Below are 16,028 nucleotides of genomic sequence, written 5' to 3'. Positions count from 1 at the left end.
AGTATGTTCAGAGAGATAGCAAGCATATACTTTTTGACCACAGTCCAAAAAGTAGGCTTGTAAGCTGGGAATTCAGCTTAACCAATTTTAGGGAGAACCCTAAGACCCCGAAAAAGAAAGGAGTGATGAAACATGTCAAAGAGCGTTAATCGTAAAAACAATTGCACCGTTCATTTTATGGTGAATGAAGAAGATATGAATGAGCTTAACCGAAGATTTGCATTGACCAATTTTAAGAGTAAGAGAGAGTTTTACCGAGACAGTATTTTCAAGAATAGAATCATCAGCATTGATATATCCGGTGAGTTTAGAAAAGAACTGAGGGAGCTTTCTTCTCTTATCAGTCGCAATTCAGCGAACCTAAATCAGATAGCAAAGGCATTAAACAGCACAGGAATTATCTACAAAGATGATATTGAGAGAATCAAGAAAGCCTTGCAAGGGGAGCTTCAATTTTTATCTGAATTTCGAGAAAAAGTTTCGGATTATATCATCAACGAGGTAATCAGCTGATGGCGGTTACGAAGATACATCCGATCAAGACTACGCTGAAAAAGGCGATAGACTATATCTGCAATGGCGATAAAACCGATCATGAAATCTATGTTACGACCCACCTTTGCAGTAGAGAAAATGCTCACAAAGAGTTTGAACTTACAAAGAAGCAATTTGGCTCAAGAACAAAGACCTTGGCTCATCATCTGATCCAATCCTTCGTGCCGGAAGAAGTGAGCTTTGAAGAAGCACATCAAGTGGGAATCGAACTTTGTGAAAAGATTTTAGGCGGGAAATATGAGTATGTTTTGGCAACGCATATCGATAAAGACCATATCCATAATCACATCATTTTTAATTCCATCGATGTTGATGAGGGGAAGGTTTATCATTCCTACTATGGCTCTTATATGAATATTCGAAATCAGAGCGACAAGCTTTGCAAGGAACATGGTTTATCTGTCATCGACCAGGAAACACAAAAGGAAATCAACGAAATTAAGCGAAGAAAATTTGTAAGTTGGCATGATTGGAATGAGGATAAAAAAGGTAGGAGCTACAAGTCGAGACTTCAATTTGATATTGACAGAAGTATAAAGCAGTCCGTCAACTGGCAAGACTTTCTATCTAAGATGGAAAGCTACGGATATGAGATAAAATTCGGTAAACACATTGCCTTTAGAAAGAAAGGTCAACAGAGATTTACCAGAGCTAAGATGATTGGCGACAATTATACCGAAGAACGGATTAAAGATAGGATTCTGAATAAAGAGAAAGAGCTTGGCAATATCATCGACATCAAGAACAGCGAAAAAGCAAAACAGAGCAGAGGATATGAGCGTTGGGCTACGAAACATAATATGACGACCGCTGCCGGTACGATGATAGCAATTCGGGATAAGGGCTTTCATTCGATGACGGAGTTAGAATCTGAGATTAAGAGATTACCATCCCGAGCGAATCAACTTAGGAAAGAGTTTAGAGATAAGGAATTTGAATTGAAGCGAATCAAGGAAATTACGAAACAACTTCAAATCTGCATCAATAAAAAAGCTCATTACGATGGATATAGGAAAAATCCGAATGATAAAATCTATATGATGATGAATAAGAAGGATGTAGAAGCTTACAAGGAAGCTTATTCGGAAGTTGAGATTTTTATAAAACAGTTTCCGCATCTAAAGAAAGAAATAATGGAAGGACTAAAACGAGGCGATGGAAAGACGATTTTTAAAAAACTAAATCAGCATTCTAAGAGTCTACACGACAAACAAAAAGAACTTGCAGAAGAACATGATAAGCTACAGGAGAAGCGTGGCGAACTTGAGCTACTTAAGACAAATATCGATCAGTATCTCGGACGAAAGGAAGAGCCTAAGAAAAGCATTCTCCAGCAGATAAAAAGAGAATCTGACAAAGGTCGGGAAATAAAATCACATTCTCGAACAAAGGATGTAGGACGGATTTTGCGGACATTCAAAATAAAAAAGAATGTGGAGGTAACAGACAATGGCAAAATCATTATTTGAGGAACTGGGCGGCAAATACGAAAGGCAAGGGGATTATTTGATACCGTGCTTAACTGTACCCGCCGAAGAAGAACAGGCAATAGGCATCTGGGGGCAACGGCATTTAGATTATCTAAAACAGTACCGTAAAGTTACATACACCAATCTTCTTACAAGCGGCAGGCTAAACGCCTACCTTGCCGACATCAACAGACAGGCACAGGAACGCTTTGAAAGGCTCATAGAGGGTATGAAACAGGCACAGGGCATAACGGAACAGCTAAAGGCAGAAAACGCCTTAGAATGGACAGGATGCCTCAATAACATAAGGGCTTGTGCGAGGGAGATTGTGGAAAAGGAAATTATTTTTGCATAAACAGATGATTAGTGGCAGGGGGAAATCCTGCCGCTTTTTCTGCTTTAGTTTGTCAGCTTGACAAATAAAGGGTTAAGGAATATAATTAGATTCAGTATTATACAAGGAGTTAATAAATATGCGGCAAGGTATTCTTAAATAAACTGTCAATTTGATAGTGGGAACAAAAAGTAGCAGTCCCGTTTCACTTTTAATATGGGGCTTAGTTTTTTGTACCCAGTTTAAGAATACTTTTATCATGTAATTTTATATGCCCGAAAACATATAAGTGTTTTGGGGCTATTGGAGTTATTTACCCAGTGATAGGAGTATTTATCACTGGGTATTTTTATGCCCTTTTTTGGGTGTTGATAGGAGGAAAATCACATGAAAATAATTAACTTAGGCATTCTGGCTCACGTTGACGCAGGAAAGACAACATTAACGGAAAGTTTATTGTATACCAGTGGTGCAATTGCAGAACTAGGGAGCGTAGATGAAGGCACAACAAGGACAGATACAATGAATTTGGAGCGTCAAAGGGGAATCACTATCCAGACAGCAGTGACATCTTTTCAGTGGGAGGATGTAAAAGTCAACATTATAGATACGCCAGGCCATATGGATTTTTTGGCGGAAGTATACCGTTCTTTATCCGTATTAGACGGAGCAGTATTATTAGTTTCTGCAAAGGATGGCATACAGGCACAGACCCGTATACTGTTTCATGCACTACAGATAATGAAGATTCCGACAATTTTTTTCATCAATAAAATTGACCAAGAGGGGATTGATTTGCCAATGGTATATCGGGAAATGAAAGCAAAGCTTTCTTCGGAAATTATAGTGAAGCAAAAGGTTGGGCAGCATCCCCATATAAATGTAACGGACAATGACGATATGGAACAGTGGGATGCGGTAATTATGGGAAACGATGAACTATTAGAGAAATATATGTCAGGGAAACCGTTTAAAATGTCAGAACTGGAACAGGAAGAAAACAGGAGATTCCAAAACGGAACGTTATTTCCCGTTTATCACGGAAGCGCTAAAAACAATCTGGGGATTCGGCAGCTTATAGAAGTAATTGCCAGTAAATTTTATTCATCAACGCCTGAAGGTCAATCTGAACTATGCGGGCAGGTTTTTAAGATTGAATATTCAGAGAAAAGGCGGCGTTTTGTTTATGTGCGTATATATAGCGGAACATTGCATTTGAGGGATGTTATTAGAATATCTGAAAAAGAGAAAATAAAAATCACAGAGATGTGTGTTCCGACAAACGGTGAATTATATTCATCCGATACAGCCTGCTCTGGTGATATTGTAATTTTACCAAATGATGTTTTGCAGCTAAACAGTATTTTGGGGAACGAAATACTGTTGCCGCAGAGAAAATTTATTGAAAATCCTCTCCCTATGCTCCAAACAACGATTGCAGTAAAGAAATCTGAACAGCGGGAAATATTGCTTGGGGCACTTACAGAAATTTCAGATGGCGACCCTCTTTTAAAATATTATGTGGATACTACAACGCATGAGATTATACTTTCTTTTTTGGGGAATGTGCAGATGGAAGTCATTTGTGCCATCCTTGAGGAAAAATATCATGTGGAGGCAGAAATAAAAGAGCCTACTGTTATATATATGGAAAGACCGCTTAGAAAAGCAGAATATACCATCCACATAGAAGTCCCGCCAAATCCTTTCTGGGCTTCTGTCGGGTTGTCCATAGAGCCGCTCCCTATTGGAAGCGGAGTGCAGTATGAAAGCAGAGTTTCACTTGGATATTTAAATCAATCGTTCCAAAATGCGGTTATGGAGGGGGTTCTTTATGGCTGCGAGCAGGGGCTGTATGGATGGAAAGTGACAGACTGTAAAATCTGTTTTGAATATGGATTGTATTATAGTCCTGTAAGTACCCCCGCAGACTTTCGGCTGCTTTCCCCTATCGTATTGGAGCAGGCTTTAAAAAAAGCAGGGACAGAACTATTAGAGCCATATCTCCACTTTGAAATTTATGCACCGCAGGAATATCTCTCACGGGCGTATCATGATGCTCCAAGGTATTGTGCAGATATTGTAAGTACTCAGATAAAGAATGACGAGGTCATTCTGAAAGGAGAAATCCCTGCTAGATGTATTCAAGAATACAGGAACGATTTAACTTATTTCACAAATGGGCAGGGAGTCTGCTTGACAGAGTTAAAAGGATACCAGCCAGCTATTGGTAAATTTATTTGCCAACCCCGCCGCCCGAATAGCCGTATAGATAAGGTTCGGCATATGTTCCACAAGTTAGCTTAACAGCTTGCAAAAGTCATATAAAATGAGATTTGAAAGGATTAGAGACTAATTATGATGAAATGCGAATGGATATTGTGTCCTGTTTGTGGGAGCAAAACCCGTAATAAAATTAGGAAGGACACTGTTTTGGAGAATTATCCCCTTTATTGTCCAAAATGCAGACAAGAAAGATTGATTAAAGTTGACAACTTGAAGATAACTGTCATCAAAGAGCCAGACGCTTAAGACGCAGAGCCGATGAAATTGTGGAACAATTCACGAATCATCGGCTCTTTTTGTTTCGTATTTGAAAGAACAAACTCACCAAATAAAAAAAACGATATTCGGGTGGGTTATTTTGTTATACCCTAAATTACCCTCTGAATTTGTTTTTAAATTTGGAGGGATTTTTTTATGTCCTTTTTTCGGGCAGTTATCTATCTGCTCATACGAAGCAAAATTTATCAATACATAGCATATCAGAGAACGGCAGGAAACCAGTTAAAAAAATTTCTGCCAGTGCAACGGTACTTCTCACCTTGAAAGTAGAAGTACAATCTCCATACAATAGAATTACTATTTCCTATAACCGTAAAGGTCACAGAGCCTTTGCGGTTTTTCTTTTGTCGATTTTTGTTGGAAAGTGCCGTAGGGCTGTTTCTGATATGCGGTGTCGTTCTCCGCCTCTCCATCTGGATTTTTTACATTTCAAAAATTCAGATGGGAGGTATTTATGGTGAAATATGCACCAAGAAAGGTATATATCAGAGAAAGTGGCGGCTATGTGGAATTATCCTACACGGAGTTCTGCCGTTGCAGGGAATCCGACCAGACCTATATGGACAAGCTGTTTATCCCCATTCAAGGCTGTCTGCTTGAAGTCGTGAGGGAGCAATACACAGACTTCTACCGTGACAAGGAACGGTGGCGTTATCTGCAAAAATTAGATACAAAGAATAGACTGCTATCTCTCGACGGATTTACGGACAGCGAGGGGAATCCTCTGGACTTTATCACTGATGAAGCGGTGGACATTGCAGAAACCGTTGTCAATGCGGTCATGGTGGACAGGCTGAAAGCCGCCCTGCCTTTGCTGTCGGATAGTGAACAGGAGCTGATACAGGCAATCTTTTTTGACGGACTTTCCGAGCGTGAAGTCGGGGCGAGGTTGGGCATAACCCAGAGCGTTGTAAACAAACGCAAAGCCAGAATCCTAATAAAACTAAGAAAGATAATAGAAAATTAAAATTTAAGGCGTTCAGCCCCCTTGTTTTTTCCTTTGGGAAGATGAGGGGGCTTTTCTCTGCCCTCTCAATCAATTCTGATTGGAGGAAGTAAGAATGGCATACAACCACGGACGGGAGGACAGGAAATGGCGTATCTGGAAAGAAGCGGAGGAAAAGCTGCTGCGTGAGTGCGGCGTTGATGAAGCGACCATTGAGCAGATACGCATGGCGGACAGGGCAGACTTCAATTCCAACAGGCGGTTTTACCGATGGACGAATGACGTTGCGGAATATCTTGAGGACATGGCAGGCAGGGAGCGGCAGGCGGAAGTGGGTACGGTTGCGGAGTTACTGGAAGAGATTGAGAGCGAAAATCTCTATCAAGTATTAGTCACGGTGGACGGGCGTACCTTGAAAATCGTCCTGCTGAAAATGCAGGGGTATTCCACAAAGGAGATTGCCCCGCTTGTGCATTTGACGACTGGTGCCATCTATGCGAGGTTAGACCATCTGCGGAAGAAGCTGCGGAAAATTTTATAGCTTCTAAAACAGCCTGCCATCCTGCGGGCTACTGGGTGAGGGATGGAAATCCCCTCACTCATTTTTTGCAGGAGGACAACAGGATGGCATACAGGGTTAAGGCATACACGCTTCGGGAGGAATCCACGGAAAGCGGCACAAGGTATTTTATCAGCTTTAAGGACGGGCAGGGCAAATCCCACGAGTTGGAAGTGTCGGAACAGTTCTTTATGGAGTTTCGGCAGATGGAGCGCAGGAACAGGAATCTTTTCTAATGGGACGAGCGGCACAGGGAGTTTAACGAGGTATGGGACGAAACCCTTTACAGACGGGCGTTGCGTGTGCCTAAGAGCCTTGATGAACGCATGGTTGAGGAAGAACGGAATGAAACGCTCTATAAGGCGGTTGGGAGCCTTCCAGAGATACAAAGGCGGCGTTTCCTGCTCTACTACGAGTATGAGTTCAATTTTTACCAAATCGCCGCTATGGAGCATTGCACCGCTTCGGCAATACAGAAATCTGTTGCGATTGCAAAGGAGAAAGTAAAGGCGGAAATTGAAGAAATATCTCCAACCGTGACCGACACCGCCCGAAAAAGAAATCTGTTTTTTATTTGTGTGGGATTGGCGGCATTACATACTCTCACTTTTTTCCGTGGGAGTAAATCTATTTTTAAGGAGGTCAACGCCTATGTGCAACGAAAACAAAGACACCGCCCGAAAGGAGGAAAGCCATGCAGAAGTTACAGACAGTCAACGCCGAAACGCTCCTTTATGAACCGCTTGAGAAACCATCCTTTGTGGTGGACAGCCTTATCCCGACAGGCTTATCGCTGTTCTGCGGCTCACAGAAGATAGGCAAAAGCTGGCTCATGCTGAAGCTATGCTTATGCGTGTCGCAGGGAATCCCTTTATGGGATATGCCGACAATGGAGGGCGATGTGCTTTACCTCTGCCTTGAGGACACGTTCTGCCGCATACAGGACAGGTTATTTCGTTTGACGGACGAAGCAAGCGGGCGGCTCCACTTTGCCGTGGCAAGCTGCAAGCTGTCAGACGGTCTTATCGTGCAGCTTGAAGATTATCTGAAAGATTACCCAGACAGCAGGCTCATTGTCATTGATACCTTGCAGAAAGTCCGTACAGCTTCAAAAGACAATGCCTATGCAAGCGACTATGGGGACATCTCCCTCATCAAAGACTTTGCCGACAGGCACTCTCTGGCGGTCATTGTCGTACACCACATCCGAAAGCAGAATGACAGCGACGTGTTCAACAAGGTGTCTGGGACGACAGGATTAACGGGGAGTGCGGACGCTACCTTTGTTCTGGAAAAGGAGAAACGTGCGTCTGACACCGCCAAGCTGTATGTGACGGGCAGGGACACGCCTTATCAGGAATACACGCTGCGTTTCCGTGATTGCCGTTGGGAGCTTGTGGAGCGGAAAACGCAGGAGCAGCTTGCGAAAGAAACGATACCAGATGTCCTTTTTCGGTTGGTGGATTTTATGAGGGATAAGGAAGAATGGATAGGCACGGCAACGGAACTGATACCGCCGATTTTGCAGATGGTGGACGAGGGGAAAATCGCCCTCACGCCTGCGGTGGAACTGTCCTTCTTGAAGAAAGACGAGCAGGAAAACCTCTTTGCCACGATGGAGAGCGAAGAAGCAACGCCCTCACTCTCACAGGCACAGCGGATGAAACAGTTAAGCCAGAGCGGGCGGCTTGACATGGATACGATATTTGCGATTATGACGGAGGAAAAGGGCAACCAGAAAGAAACCTTGAAAATCAACACAAGCAAGCTGAAAAAATACTTTCCGAAGAACACAACGCCGAAGCAGATGGAGGAAACCATCATCAAACTTTTGGAGCGTGAGTTGCAGAGGAAACGCAACCGTGACAGCCGCTAATCTTCTTTTTTCGGGAAGTAAATACAGAGAGTTGAGGTATGGAGAATGAGAGAAATCCAGTATGAAATCGTAAAGGAAATCGCAGTATTGTCTACGGGCGACAGTGGCTACACAAAGGAAATCAATCTCATTTCATGGAATGGGAAAGAGCCGAAGTATGACATCCGCAGCTTTTCCCCGAACCGTGAAAAGTGCGGCAAGGGAATCACGCTGAACGCTGATGAAGCGGCGGCACTCCTTAAAGCATTACAGAAAGAATTAAACAGCGAGGATTAATGGTATCTGATTGGCAGGGCGGGGACATTTCCAAACTCTTCCCTGCCCTGTCTGGAAAGGAAGATTTAAGTATGGGCGAGGATAAGAAAGCAGATAAAAAGAGAAAGCGTATCGTGCCAAAAGCACCAGTGCAGATGATAATCAGCCGTGAATATGTCGGCACACAGACCGTTACAGAAGCGTTTGTCCCGATTATCTCCGAGGATATTCGGAAGAAGATTGCCGAGGGCGACACCTTCGACAATGAGGGGCTGTCCGCTTAGAATGTATGCAATGGGACATGAAAACAGATAGGACAGATACGGAGGTTTTACAGTATGGCAGGAATCAAAGAAGAAAAGAAAATCTATTTAGTCGGCATTTATTGCCGCTTATCTAAAGACGATGGTACGGATAACGAGAGTGCGAGCATTGCGACACAGAAATCCATCCTCACGGATTATGTGAAAAAGCAGGGATGGCACATAGCAAAAACGTATGTGGACGATGGTTATTCTGGTACAAATTTCCAAAGACCAAGTTTCCAGAATATGATAAAAGACATTGAAAGCGGTCTGATAAACTGCGTGATTACGAAAGATTTATCCCGTCTGGGGAGAAACTATCTTGATTGTGGGTTATATCTGGAAGTTTTCTTCCCAGAGCATAACGTGAGGTATATAGCGGTCAATGACGGCGTAGATACCTTGAATAAATCTGCTATGGACATCACGCCTTTCCGCAACATTTTAAACGAAATGTATGCCGCTGACATATCTGTTAAGATAAAATCGGCATATCGGGCGAGGTTTCAACAGGGGAAATTCATGGGAACTACCGCCCCTTATGGCTATATCAAAGACCCTGCCGACCACAACCATCTGCTGATAGATGATAAAGTGGCACATGTTGTAAAAGAGATATTCGACCTTGCATTAAAAGGGAATGGAGTTGCCAAAATTTGCAGACATCTTAATAAACAGCATATCCTACGCCCTGCCGCTTATGCGGCGGAGCGTGGCGAAACAGGCTTTGAACGTCATTTTGAGGGGAACGAGGACAAACGCTATATTTGGAGTGGGAACAGCGTGAGGAGCATTTTAAGAAGCCCGATATATGCGGGAAATCTTGTAGGCTACAAACGGATTGCCGCCAATATGAAAAGCAAGAAACGCCCCTCTAAGCTGCCCGAAGAATGGGAAGTGATACCCAATACCCATGAGGGAATAGTCACGCAGGAGGAATTTGATATTGTCCAACAGCTTATTACAAGTCGTAGGCTTCCACAGAACAAGGGAGGATTTGTAAATATTTTTGCAGGCGTTATCAAGTGTGTGGACTGCGGATGTGCTCTGCGGGCAATGAACGTACACAGGAGGAAACGCCCAGAGATTATCGACTGTGTACAGTATTCATGTAATAATTATGCAAGAAACGGAAGAAGCGAGTGTAGTGCCCACAATATAGAAGCAAGGGATTTATTCAATGCCGTTCTTGCCGACATCAACTGTTTTGCGGATATGGCAGTGAATGATGAAAAGGCGGTCAGGGCCATAGAAAAGCGGCTCACGGAAACAGACCAGAGCAGGGCGAAAGCATTAGAGAAAGAACGTAAGAAGCTGAACAAACGCCTTGCGGAACTGGACAGGCTGTTTTCCTCTCTCTACGAGGATAAGGTCATGGAGCGTATTACCGAGCGGAATTTTGAGATGATGTCGGGGAAATACCAGAAAGAGCAGCTTGAAATTGAAGCAAGGCTGAAAGAGGTGACGGAAACTCTTAATGAAAGCTACGAGAAATCACGGGGAATCCGTGACTTCCTCGCCCTTATCCGAAATTATCAAGGCTTAAAAGAACTGGATGCAACAGTTATAAACGCACTCATAGACAAGATACTTGTTTCGGAGCGTGAGAAGATGGCAGACGGAACAGTGAAGCAGGAAATCAAGATTTACTATAAATTCATCGGCTTTGTCGATGAATTACATATCATACCTACAAAACGGTGGGCAGCAATGCCCGCTAAAAATTGTACGGTGTGCGGCGTTGAATATGTCCCGGGCTCTGGTGCATCAAGGTATTGTCCTGCTTGTGCCAAGAAGATACGGAGGGAGAAATCAAACGAGAGCAAACGCAGGAGCAGAGAACAGAAAAGGATAGCATGTATGAACTGTCCGCAAAAAATGACCGACTTGATATGGAACGATAGGGGTAATGCACATGGTGAATGAAAATTTGTCATGTGCATTTGCTTTTTGGCGAAGTTTCGTGAGATGATTTACAAGGTATGAGGGCGTGATTTATGATTTTTTCCTGTGGTACTTCAATGACAAGTACCGCAGGAGCATTTACAACTTCGACTATAAATTTGATGAGAACATAAAATGTGAAACTCCTCATGTTACGGAAGAAGAAATCACCGTTGTTTTTATCTCGGTAATGAATATCCTCATTACCGAGAAAGATGAAATCATAGAAAACATTCAGCTTATACAGCAGACAGTTATTGATGTCATAACCTTTAAGGAAGAACACGACAAACTTCGTAGCGAGATGAAAAGTGTGGTGGAAGTGATCCAAGGCTGTGTTGTGTAGAATGTGAGAATCGTATAGATTAAGAGGATTATCCGAAATGTTATGATGACTTGGAGGAACGATACAAAAGGGTCAAATCAGGGTACGATGCATAGTGGAAGATATTGAGAAAAAGTGGGCTCATTGTAAAAAGCTGGGCATTTTCATTGACATCCTCAAAAATACGGAGAGTCTATCACAGAATTCGATGCTGGGATGTGGGGCAGCATGGACGTCTATATCATTATAGATAAGGACAAAAACATGATCGTCACATTCAAGAATGGAGTGGGAGGGGAATTATAGGGATTTCGATAGAAAAAAACAAATTATAATAGATAGTTTATACAACTCTGTTGAAAATAACATTATTCATTTTACTTGTGTAAAAAATATTGACATAAAAAGCATGATATTCTAATTGCAAGAAAGGTGGTGTAAGAATGATAGATTTCTATTATCAATTAAGACAAAGGATGGTTGATGCAATGCAAGCGTCCTTAAAACAAATAAGACAAGTGTTAGGATTTGGTGTGCAGGAATTCGGAGATTTAATTGGGTTGACAAGGCAAACGATAAATAATCTTGAAACGCAAAAGAATAAGATGAGCTCAATTCAATATATTGCTGTTTGTGCAGTAATTGATAATTGCGTAAAAGACAAGCCGGAATTATTACCAATTCTTTCAACTATATTGTGTTCAAATGAAGATGAGAGTACAATCAATGTATTTGAAACGATTGAAAATGGCTCGCTTCTAAAAAAATTATAGTATCACTCTTGATACTGATATGATACTAAATAATTCAAAAACTACCAAAAATGGGTATAAAAACAACTATAAATAGGAGCTAAAGAAATACTGATATAGGAAAAGAGAAACAAATTAGATATGGTAATTATCGAGATGGAATAAAATTATTAAATAAATTAAATATATTATCTATAGAATTATAAACTAAAGACAGGAATACTATATCTGTGAGGATCAGGATAATGAGGTAATTAAGAATCCTAAGTCCTAGACTATTCTGTTTTAGAAAGATATAGAGGTATTAAAAGGTTCTTTTCGCTAAGTATTTACGATAAAAAAGGAAGTATGAAGTCTTTTGGTTTTGATATGGATGTAGCTAAGATGTTATTTTAGAATATCCGGAGAGTACCTGCCTTGATAGTCGATAGATAACTTTTTGAATCAGATTGCCGAGTTTATCTTTCATAATAGCATGATGAAAGTTCTCTATACTCCCATTATCTCCTTTCACGGATTTGTGACGTGTTATTAAGATATTTATGGATTTTAATATACAGATGGGCGGTTGAAAGGCTATAGAACAGATTATATTAAATATGGTAGTGTAAGGCGGACAATATAGTATATGGGAGGAATAACTGATGGCTAACATTTTTTTATCGCATAGCAGCAAAGATAAAGAGCGATATGTAAGAATTGTTGCAGAAAAATTGGAAAAAGAATTCGATGAGCATAGTATTCATTATGATGAGCATACATCCGAAGCGGGAATAAAAACACTAGAAGAAATCAAAAAAAGTTTGAATAAAACTGATTTGTTTGTGATTTTCTTGTCTAGAGCTTCATTGAATTCGGAATGGGTTCAAAAGGAATTATTCTTAGCTAGAGAAAGCCATATCATAAAACGTATTTATCCAATAGTAATTGATGTAAATTTAGATTGTAAGGATGAAGAAATTCCAGATTGGCTTAAGGAATATAATTTAAGGTATATATCTAAACCGTCCAAAGCTGTTCAGTTAATTAGAAAAAGATTAATTGAGATTACTTGGGAACAGACACCGGAAATGGTTTACAGAGATGAAGTTTTTGTTGGAAGAAATACTCAGATTCAAGATTTTGAAGAACGGAAGTATGATTATGACAAAGATACGGTAGTTGCATATTTTGCTTCGGGCATAATTCAAATTGGCCGGAAAAGCTTTCTTAAGCATTGTTTTGCAAAGGCCAATATCATAGATGGACAAACGTGCCCATCAAAAATTAATGTTGGAATGTATGATGGTATTGAAAACCTTATTGTACTTTTAAGAGATTTAGGATTTAGCGATGAAATTGATATTTCAAATTTTATGAATCAATCTATAGATGAGAAAATAGAAGCATTGTCAAAAATCTTAGATTCTATATCTGATAATAAAGAAGTTGTCCTGATTGAGGATAAGGGGTGTATTGTAACGCACGAAGGAATTGTTTGCGAATGGTTTATTGAAGCACTTAAAAAGATGCAAAAAAAGACAAGGACTGTACTTGGTGTGGCATCAAAATTCAACATAAAATTACCCGTAACTTGTGATGAATTGTATATAATTAAGATATCGCCAATGGATAAAACAGAATCTGCAGGTCTTTTGCAAAAGTTTCTTGAACAAAAAGGAGTGAGTTTAAATAGAGAAGATTTTAAGAATTATGTAAATTTAATGAATGGATTTCCTACACAGGTTAAGTTTGCTGCTTCTCTCATACAACAATATGGTGCAGAAAAAACATATGATTATGCCTCTGAAATAAAGAACTATGATTCTGAAATAATACTTCAATTAATGAAACCGTATGAAGATAATGAAGAATATAAGGAATTTATTACGCTCTTAGTGGAGCTGGATATGGTTACATACCGAACAATTCAAAGTATAGTAAAGGATGATGATTTTGTTTCAAATATAATAAATAAGCTATATGTCGATGGTATTATTGAGTTTTATGGAGTGAACAGGGAATATATTAAAATTGCATATGCAGTGCATGAATATATTACAAGAGCAGGCTATAAATTGGGAGTAAAGTATAAAAAAGCTTTAAATTACTACATTACTAACTTTTTAGATAAATATGAATATGCTGAGCTGGATATGCCTGATTATCTATTTAAAATTAAAGAGCAGGTTAAGCGGGGAGTGTATAATAGTGCGTATATGCTTCCGTCACAGTATTTAAAAACGATGGTTGAGTTGTATGAAAAAGATAGGGATTATGCGAGAGTAATAGAATTTGCCGATACAATCTTAAAAGGCTGCAAAAATATTGAAGATAAACTTGTATTTGAAATCAGGTTCTTTTTATGCATGTCATTAGCACAAAAACGAGATAAAAGATTTTTGAAAGAAGTGCAAGAAATAGATGGAGCAGATCATCATTTTCTTCTAGGATTTTATTATCGAAGACAGGGACAGTATGAAAAAGCTCTTGAAAAAATAGAGCAGAGTCTTAAATTAAGAAAGAATTTTTCAAAAGCAAAAAGGGAAAAGGTGCAATTACTGATTAATCTTGAGCAGTATGATGAGGCGATTATACTAGCAAGAGAAAATTATACGAATGATAGAAAAAATATATATCATGCGCATGCATACTTATTGTGTATATTAAAAAGCGGAAGCAATTCAGATAGTAAAGATATGATAGACGAAATACTTTTAAGCATGTCTAAGTCGTTAACTGATTTGGGAAAAGAATTATATTCTAGATGCAAAGCATTGGTTTCTATGTATTGTGAAAGAGATATTGATATGGCATTGGCGCTAATAGATACAGCAATAACGGAGAGTAATCACAAAATTTACGCAATCCAAGATAGATTCGATATATGTGAAAAAGCTCATGATATTGGCGAAATGAAAAAAACTATAGGAATGCTTGAGTCAACAGACATGCGAGATACTTATGTAAAAGAGCGTGCAAAGATTAGATTTCAAATTTTGTTAGCTGCATACGAGGGGGATAAAACAAGTGTAGACACACTGTTAAATAGCCTACAAGATAATAACATACGTTTAAACTCAAGTGTATTATCAAAAAAGGTAGATGCAATATTAAAGCCTTAAAAAGCATTGAAAATTATCTGTGATAGTGGTATGTGTGTATGAATAAGTATAGCTGGAGGGAGTAGTTCATGGACAGTACGAAATAATTAAAAAGCATATAATTAATTCGTACTAGAAGTTCTAAAGTGTAGAAAATAACGATTTGAGAATTTCGGGTAATTGTGTTGAAATAGGGTGAATTTCTTGGTAAATAGTCCCAAATAGAGGTAAATATCTATTTTAAGAGAATGTAGAATATTTTTTGTAAACTAAATGGCTTAAAAATGGGTATCTTTAAGATAAATGCTAGACTATTTATGATAACCTCCACTTTATAAACTTCGTAGATTTAATTATACAATGTAGCTGCAAAACAAAAACAGGAATTATCGCATACAAAGGGGGAGTCATCAGATGAATCATAACACAATTTATGTAGGAATGGACGTTCATAAGGAAAGTTTTTCAATTTATGTATACATTCATAAAATATGCTCTTGGCAGTTCTAGAAGAAGACGGTATACCGAGTTCATGTGCAGAGTCGGAACAAGAGACTCAAGTTCCGGGAACAGGATGTTTACAAGCCTAGATACTGAAGTTTTCAGTTTCGCACGTTCTTTGACAAGCTCAAAACGATAACGAGTTAATGACTTCAGCTCCTCGCTGTGGTAGGATGTATCTGTATAGGGCTTGAGTGTCTTATCAGTCACAAGCATTTCAGCAATGGAGCGGGCATCAACTTTATCCATTTTCGTCTTTCTAAGGCTTTGACTTTTTCTGTAAAGATTTGTATGTAATGGATTGATGACAAAGGTGTGGTAGCCATGGTCAAGAAGTGATCCCAGAATGTTGTAGGAATAGTGACCGGTAGCCTCGAGCCCTATTTTATTTGAGATTTGTCCCTTGAGACTGACTCAATCTTGTGGAATAATTCTCCATAGCCATCGCTATTGTTCCGTATCGTAAAGACTTGGAAAAGTTCTTCGGTATCTGGGCCAAGTATACAACAGTCATGCTTATCCTTAGCAACATCAATTCCAACGTAAATCATTTAGTAAA

At 39.7% G+C, this 16,028-nt stretch carries 14 protein-coding genes and 2 pseudogenes; 15 read left to right on the top strand and 1 reads right to left on the bottom strand.

The features are described 5' to 3' along the window. Positions 1–132: 132 nt before the first annotated feature. The 15 genes and pseudogenes from mobC to HMPREF9624_RS02780 all read left to right on the top strand — a co-directional run bounded on the left by mobC (position 133) and on the right by HMPREF9624_RS02780 (position 14,989). On the top strand, positions 133–513 hold the full coding sequence (gene mobC / locus HMPREF9624_RS02845; RefSeq protein WP_009536451.1) for a plasmid mobilization relaxosome protein MobC: 381 nt from the start codon (positions 133–135) through the stop codon (positions 511–513). After that, entirely contained in the window at positions 513–2,024 is a 1,512-nt protein-coding gene (locus HMPREF9624_RS02840) for a relaxase/mobilization nuclease domain-containing protein (protein WP_009536450.1), read from the top strand. Before mobC ends, HMPREF9624_RS02840 begins: the two co-directional genes overlap by 1 nt. Beyond that, positions 2,005–2,379, top strand: a complete 375-nt coding sequence (locus HMPREF9624_RS02835) for a TnpV protein (RefSeq protein ID WP_001129922.1) — start codon at positions 2,005–2,007, stop codon at positions 2,377–2,379. The genes HMPREF9624_RS02840 and HMPREF9624_RS02835 overlap by 20 nt, the downstream gene beginning before the upstream one ends. Positions 2,380–2,745: 366 nt before the next feature. Continuing rightward, positions 2,746–4,665: a tetracycline resistance ribosomal protection protein Tet(O) gene (gene tet(O) / locus HMPREF9624_RS02830; protein ID WP_000691758.1), complete on the top strand. Its 1,920-nt coding sequence runs from the start codon at positions 2,746–2,748 to the stop codon at positions 4,663–4,665. 51 nt (positions 4,666–4,716) lie between these two features. Then, entirely contained in the window at positions 4,717–4,890 is a 174-nt protein-coding gene (locus tag HMPREF9624_RS11490; RefSeq protein WP_002779755.1) for a cysteine-rich KTR domain-containing protein, read from the top strand. Between the two features lie 490 nt (positions 4,891–5,380). Next, positions 5,381–5,890, top strand: coding sequence for a sigma-70 family RNA polymerase sigma factor (locus tag HMPREF9624_RS02825; protein WP_105116765.1), 510 nt, complete (start codon positions 5,381–5,383; stop codon positions 5,888–5,890). 94 nt (positions 5,891–5,984) lie between these two features. Beyond that, the gene (locus tag HMPREF9624_RS02820; protein WP_000323895.1) at positions 5,985–6,410 is read left to right on the top strand and encodes an RNA polymerase sigma factor; all 426 of its coding nucleotides are present in this window, start codon (positions 5,985–5,987) and stop codon (positions 6,408–6,410) included. A gap of 83 nt (positions 6,411–6,493) precedes the next feature. Beyond that, positions 6,494–6,968 (top strand): annotated as a pseudogene (locus tag HMPREF9624_RS11725) (RNA polymerase sigma factor). A 154-nt stretch (positions 6,969–7,122) separates the two neighbouring features. After that, entirely contained in the window at positions 7,123–8,304 is a 1,182-nt protein-coding gene (locus HMPREF9624_RS02810) for an AAA family ATPase (RefSeq protein WP_009536449.1), read from the top strand. Positions 8,305–8,349: 45 nt separating this feature from the next. Further along, the gene (locus tag HMPREF9624_RS02805) at positions 8,350–8,580 is read left to right on the top strand and encodes a YdbC family protein (protein WP_001206986.1); all 231 of its coding nucleotides are present in this window, start codon (positions 8,350–8,352) and stop codon (positions 8,578–8,580) included. A gap of 71 nt (positions 8,581–8,651) precedes the next feature. After that, positions 8,652–8,843: a hypothetical protein gene (locus tag HMPREF9624_RS02800; protein WP_001820669.1), complete on the top strand. Its 192-nt coding sequence runs from the start codon at positions 8,652–8,654 to the stop codon at positions 8,841–8,843. 54 nt (positions 8,844–8,897) lie between these two features. Next, on the top strand, positions 8,898–10,790 hold the full coding sequence (locus HMPREF9624_RS02795) for a recombinase family protein (RefSeq protein ID WP_009536448.1): 1,893 nt from the start codon (positions 8,898–8,900) through the stop codon (positions 10,788–10,790). A gap of 64 nt (positions 10,791–10,854) precedes the next feature. Continuing rightward, entirely contained in the window at positions 10,855–11,154 is a 300-nt protein-coding gene (locus HMPREF9624_RS02790) for a hypothetical protein (protein ID WP_009536447.1), read from the top strand. Between the two features lie 422 nt (positions 11,155–11,576). Beyond that, positions 11,577–11,906: a helix-turn-helix transcriptional regulator gene (locus tag HMPREF9624_RS11375; RefSeq protein ID WP_009536446.1), complete on the top strand. Its 330-nt coding sequence runs from the start codon at positions 11,577–11,579 to the stop codon at positions 11,904–11,906. A 623-nt stretch (positions 11,907–12,529) separates the two neighbouring features. Further along, positions 12,530–14,989 carry a TIR domain-containing protein gene (locus HMPREF9624_RS02780; RefSeq protein WP_009536445.1) on the top strand — a complete coding sequence of 820 codons (2,460 nt, stop codon included), beginning with the start codon at positions 12,530–12,532 and terminating at the stop codon, positions 14,987–14,989. 471 nt (positions 14,990–15,460) lie between these two features. Here HMPREF9624_RS02780 and HMPREF9624_RS12255 read toward each other — a convergent pair. Then, positions 15,461–16,020, bottom strand: a pseudogene (locus tag HMPREF9624_RS12255) (IS110 family transposase); the annotation flags it as partial. Positions 16,021–16,028: the final 8 nt, after the last annotated feature.

Source organism: Oribacterium asaccharolyticum ACB7 (assembly GCF_000238075.1).
GTDB classification, from domain to species: domain Bacteria; phylum Bacillota; class Clostridia; order Lachnospirales; family Lachnospiraceae; genus Oribacterium; species Oribacterium asaccharolyticum.
Note: the sequence above shows the minus strand (reverse complement) of the source record. Positions and strands in the feature narration are given on the sequence as shown.

Coding starts and splice junctions, on each gene's coding strand:
- HMPREF9624_RS11490 (WP_002779755.1), top strand. CDS start 4,717: ATGATGAAATGCGAATGGATATTGTGTCCTGTTTGTGGGAGCAAAACC.
- HMPREF9624_RS11375 (WP_009536446.1), top strand. CDS start 11,577: ATGATAGATTTCTATTATCAATTAAGACAAAGGATGGTTGATGCAATG.
- mobC (WP_009536451.1), top strand. CDS start 133: ATGTCAAAGAGCGTTAATCGTAAAAACAATTGCACCGTTCATTTTATG.
- HMPREF9624_RS02840 (WP_009536450.1), top strand. CDS start 513: ATGGCGGTTACGAAGATACATCCGATCAAGACTACGCTGAAAAAGGCG.
- HMPREF9624_RS02805 (WP_001206986.1), top strand. CDS start 8,350: ATGAGAGAAATCCAGTATGAAATCGTAAAGGAAATCGCAGTATTGTCT.
- HMPREF9624_RS02820 (WP_000323895.1), top strand. CDS start 5,985: ATGGCATACAACCACGGACGGGAGGACAGGAAATGGCGTATCTGGAAA.
- HMPREF9624_RS02810 (WP_009536449.1), top strand. CDS start 7,123: ATGCAGAAGTTACAGACAGTCAACGCCGAAACGCTCCTTTATGAACCG.
- HMPREF9624_RS02795 (WP_009536448.1), top strand. CDS start 8,898: ATGGCAGGAATCAAAGAAGAAAAGAAAATCTATTTAGTCGGCATTTAT.
- HMPREF9624_RS02835 (WP_001129922.1), top strand. CDS start 2,005: ATGGCAAAATCATTATTTGAGGAACTGGGCGGCAAATACGAAAGGCAA.
- HMPREF9624_RS02780 (WP_009536445.1), top strand. CDS start 12,530: ATGGCTAACATTTTTTTATCGCATAGCAGCAAAGATAAAGAGCGATAT.
- HMPREF9624_RS02800 (WP_001820669.1), top strand. CDS start 8,652: ATGGGCGAGGATAAGAAAGCAGATAAAAAGAGAAAGCGTATCGTGCCA.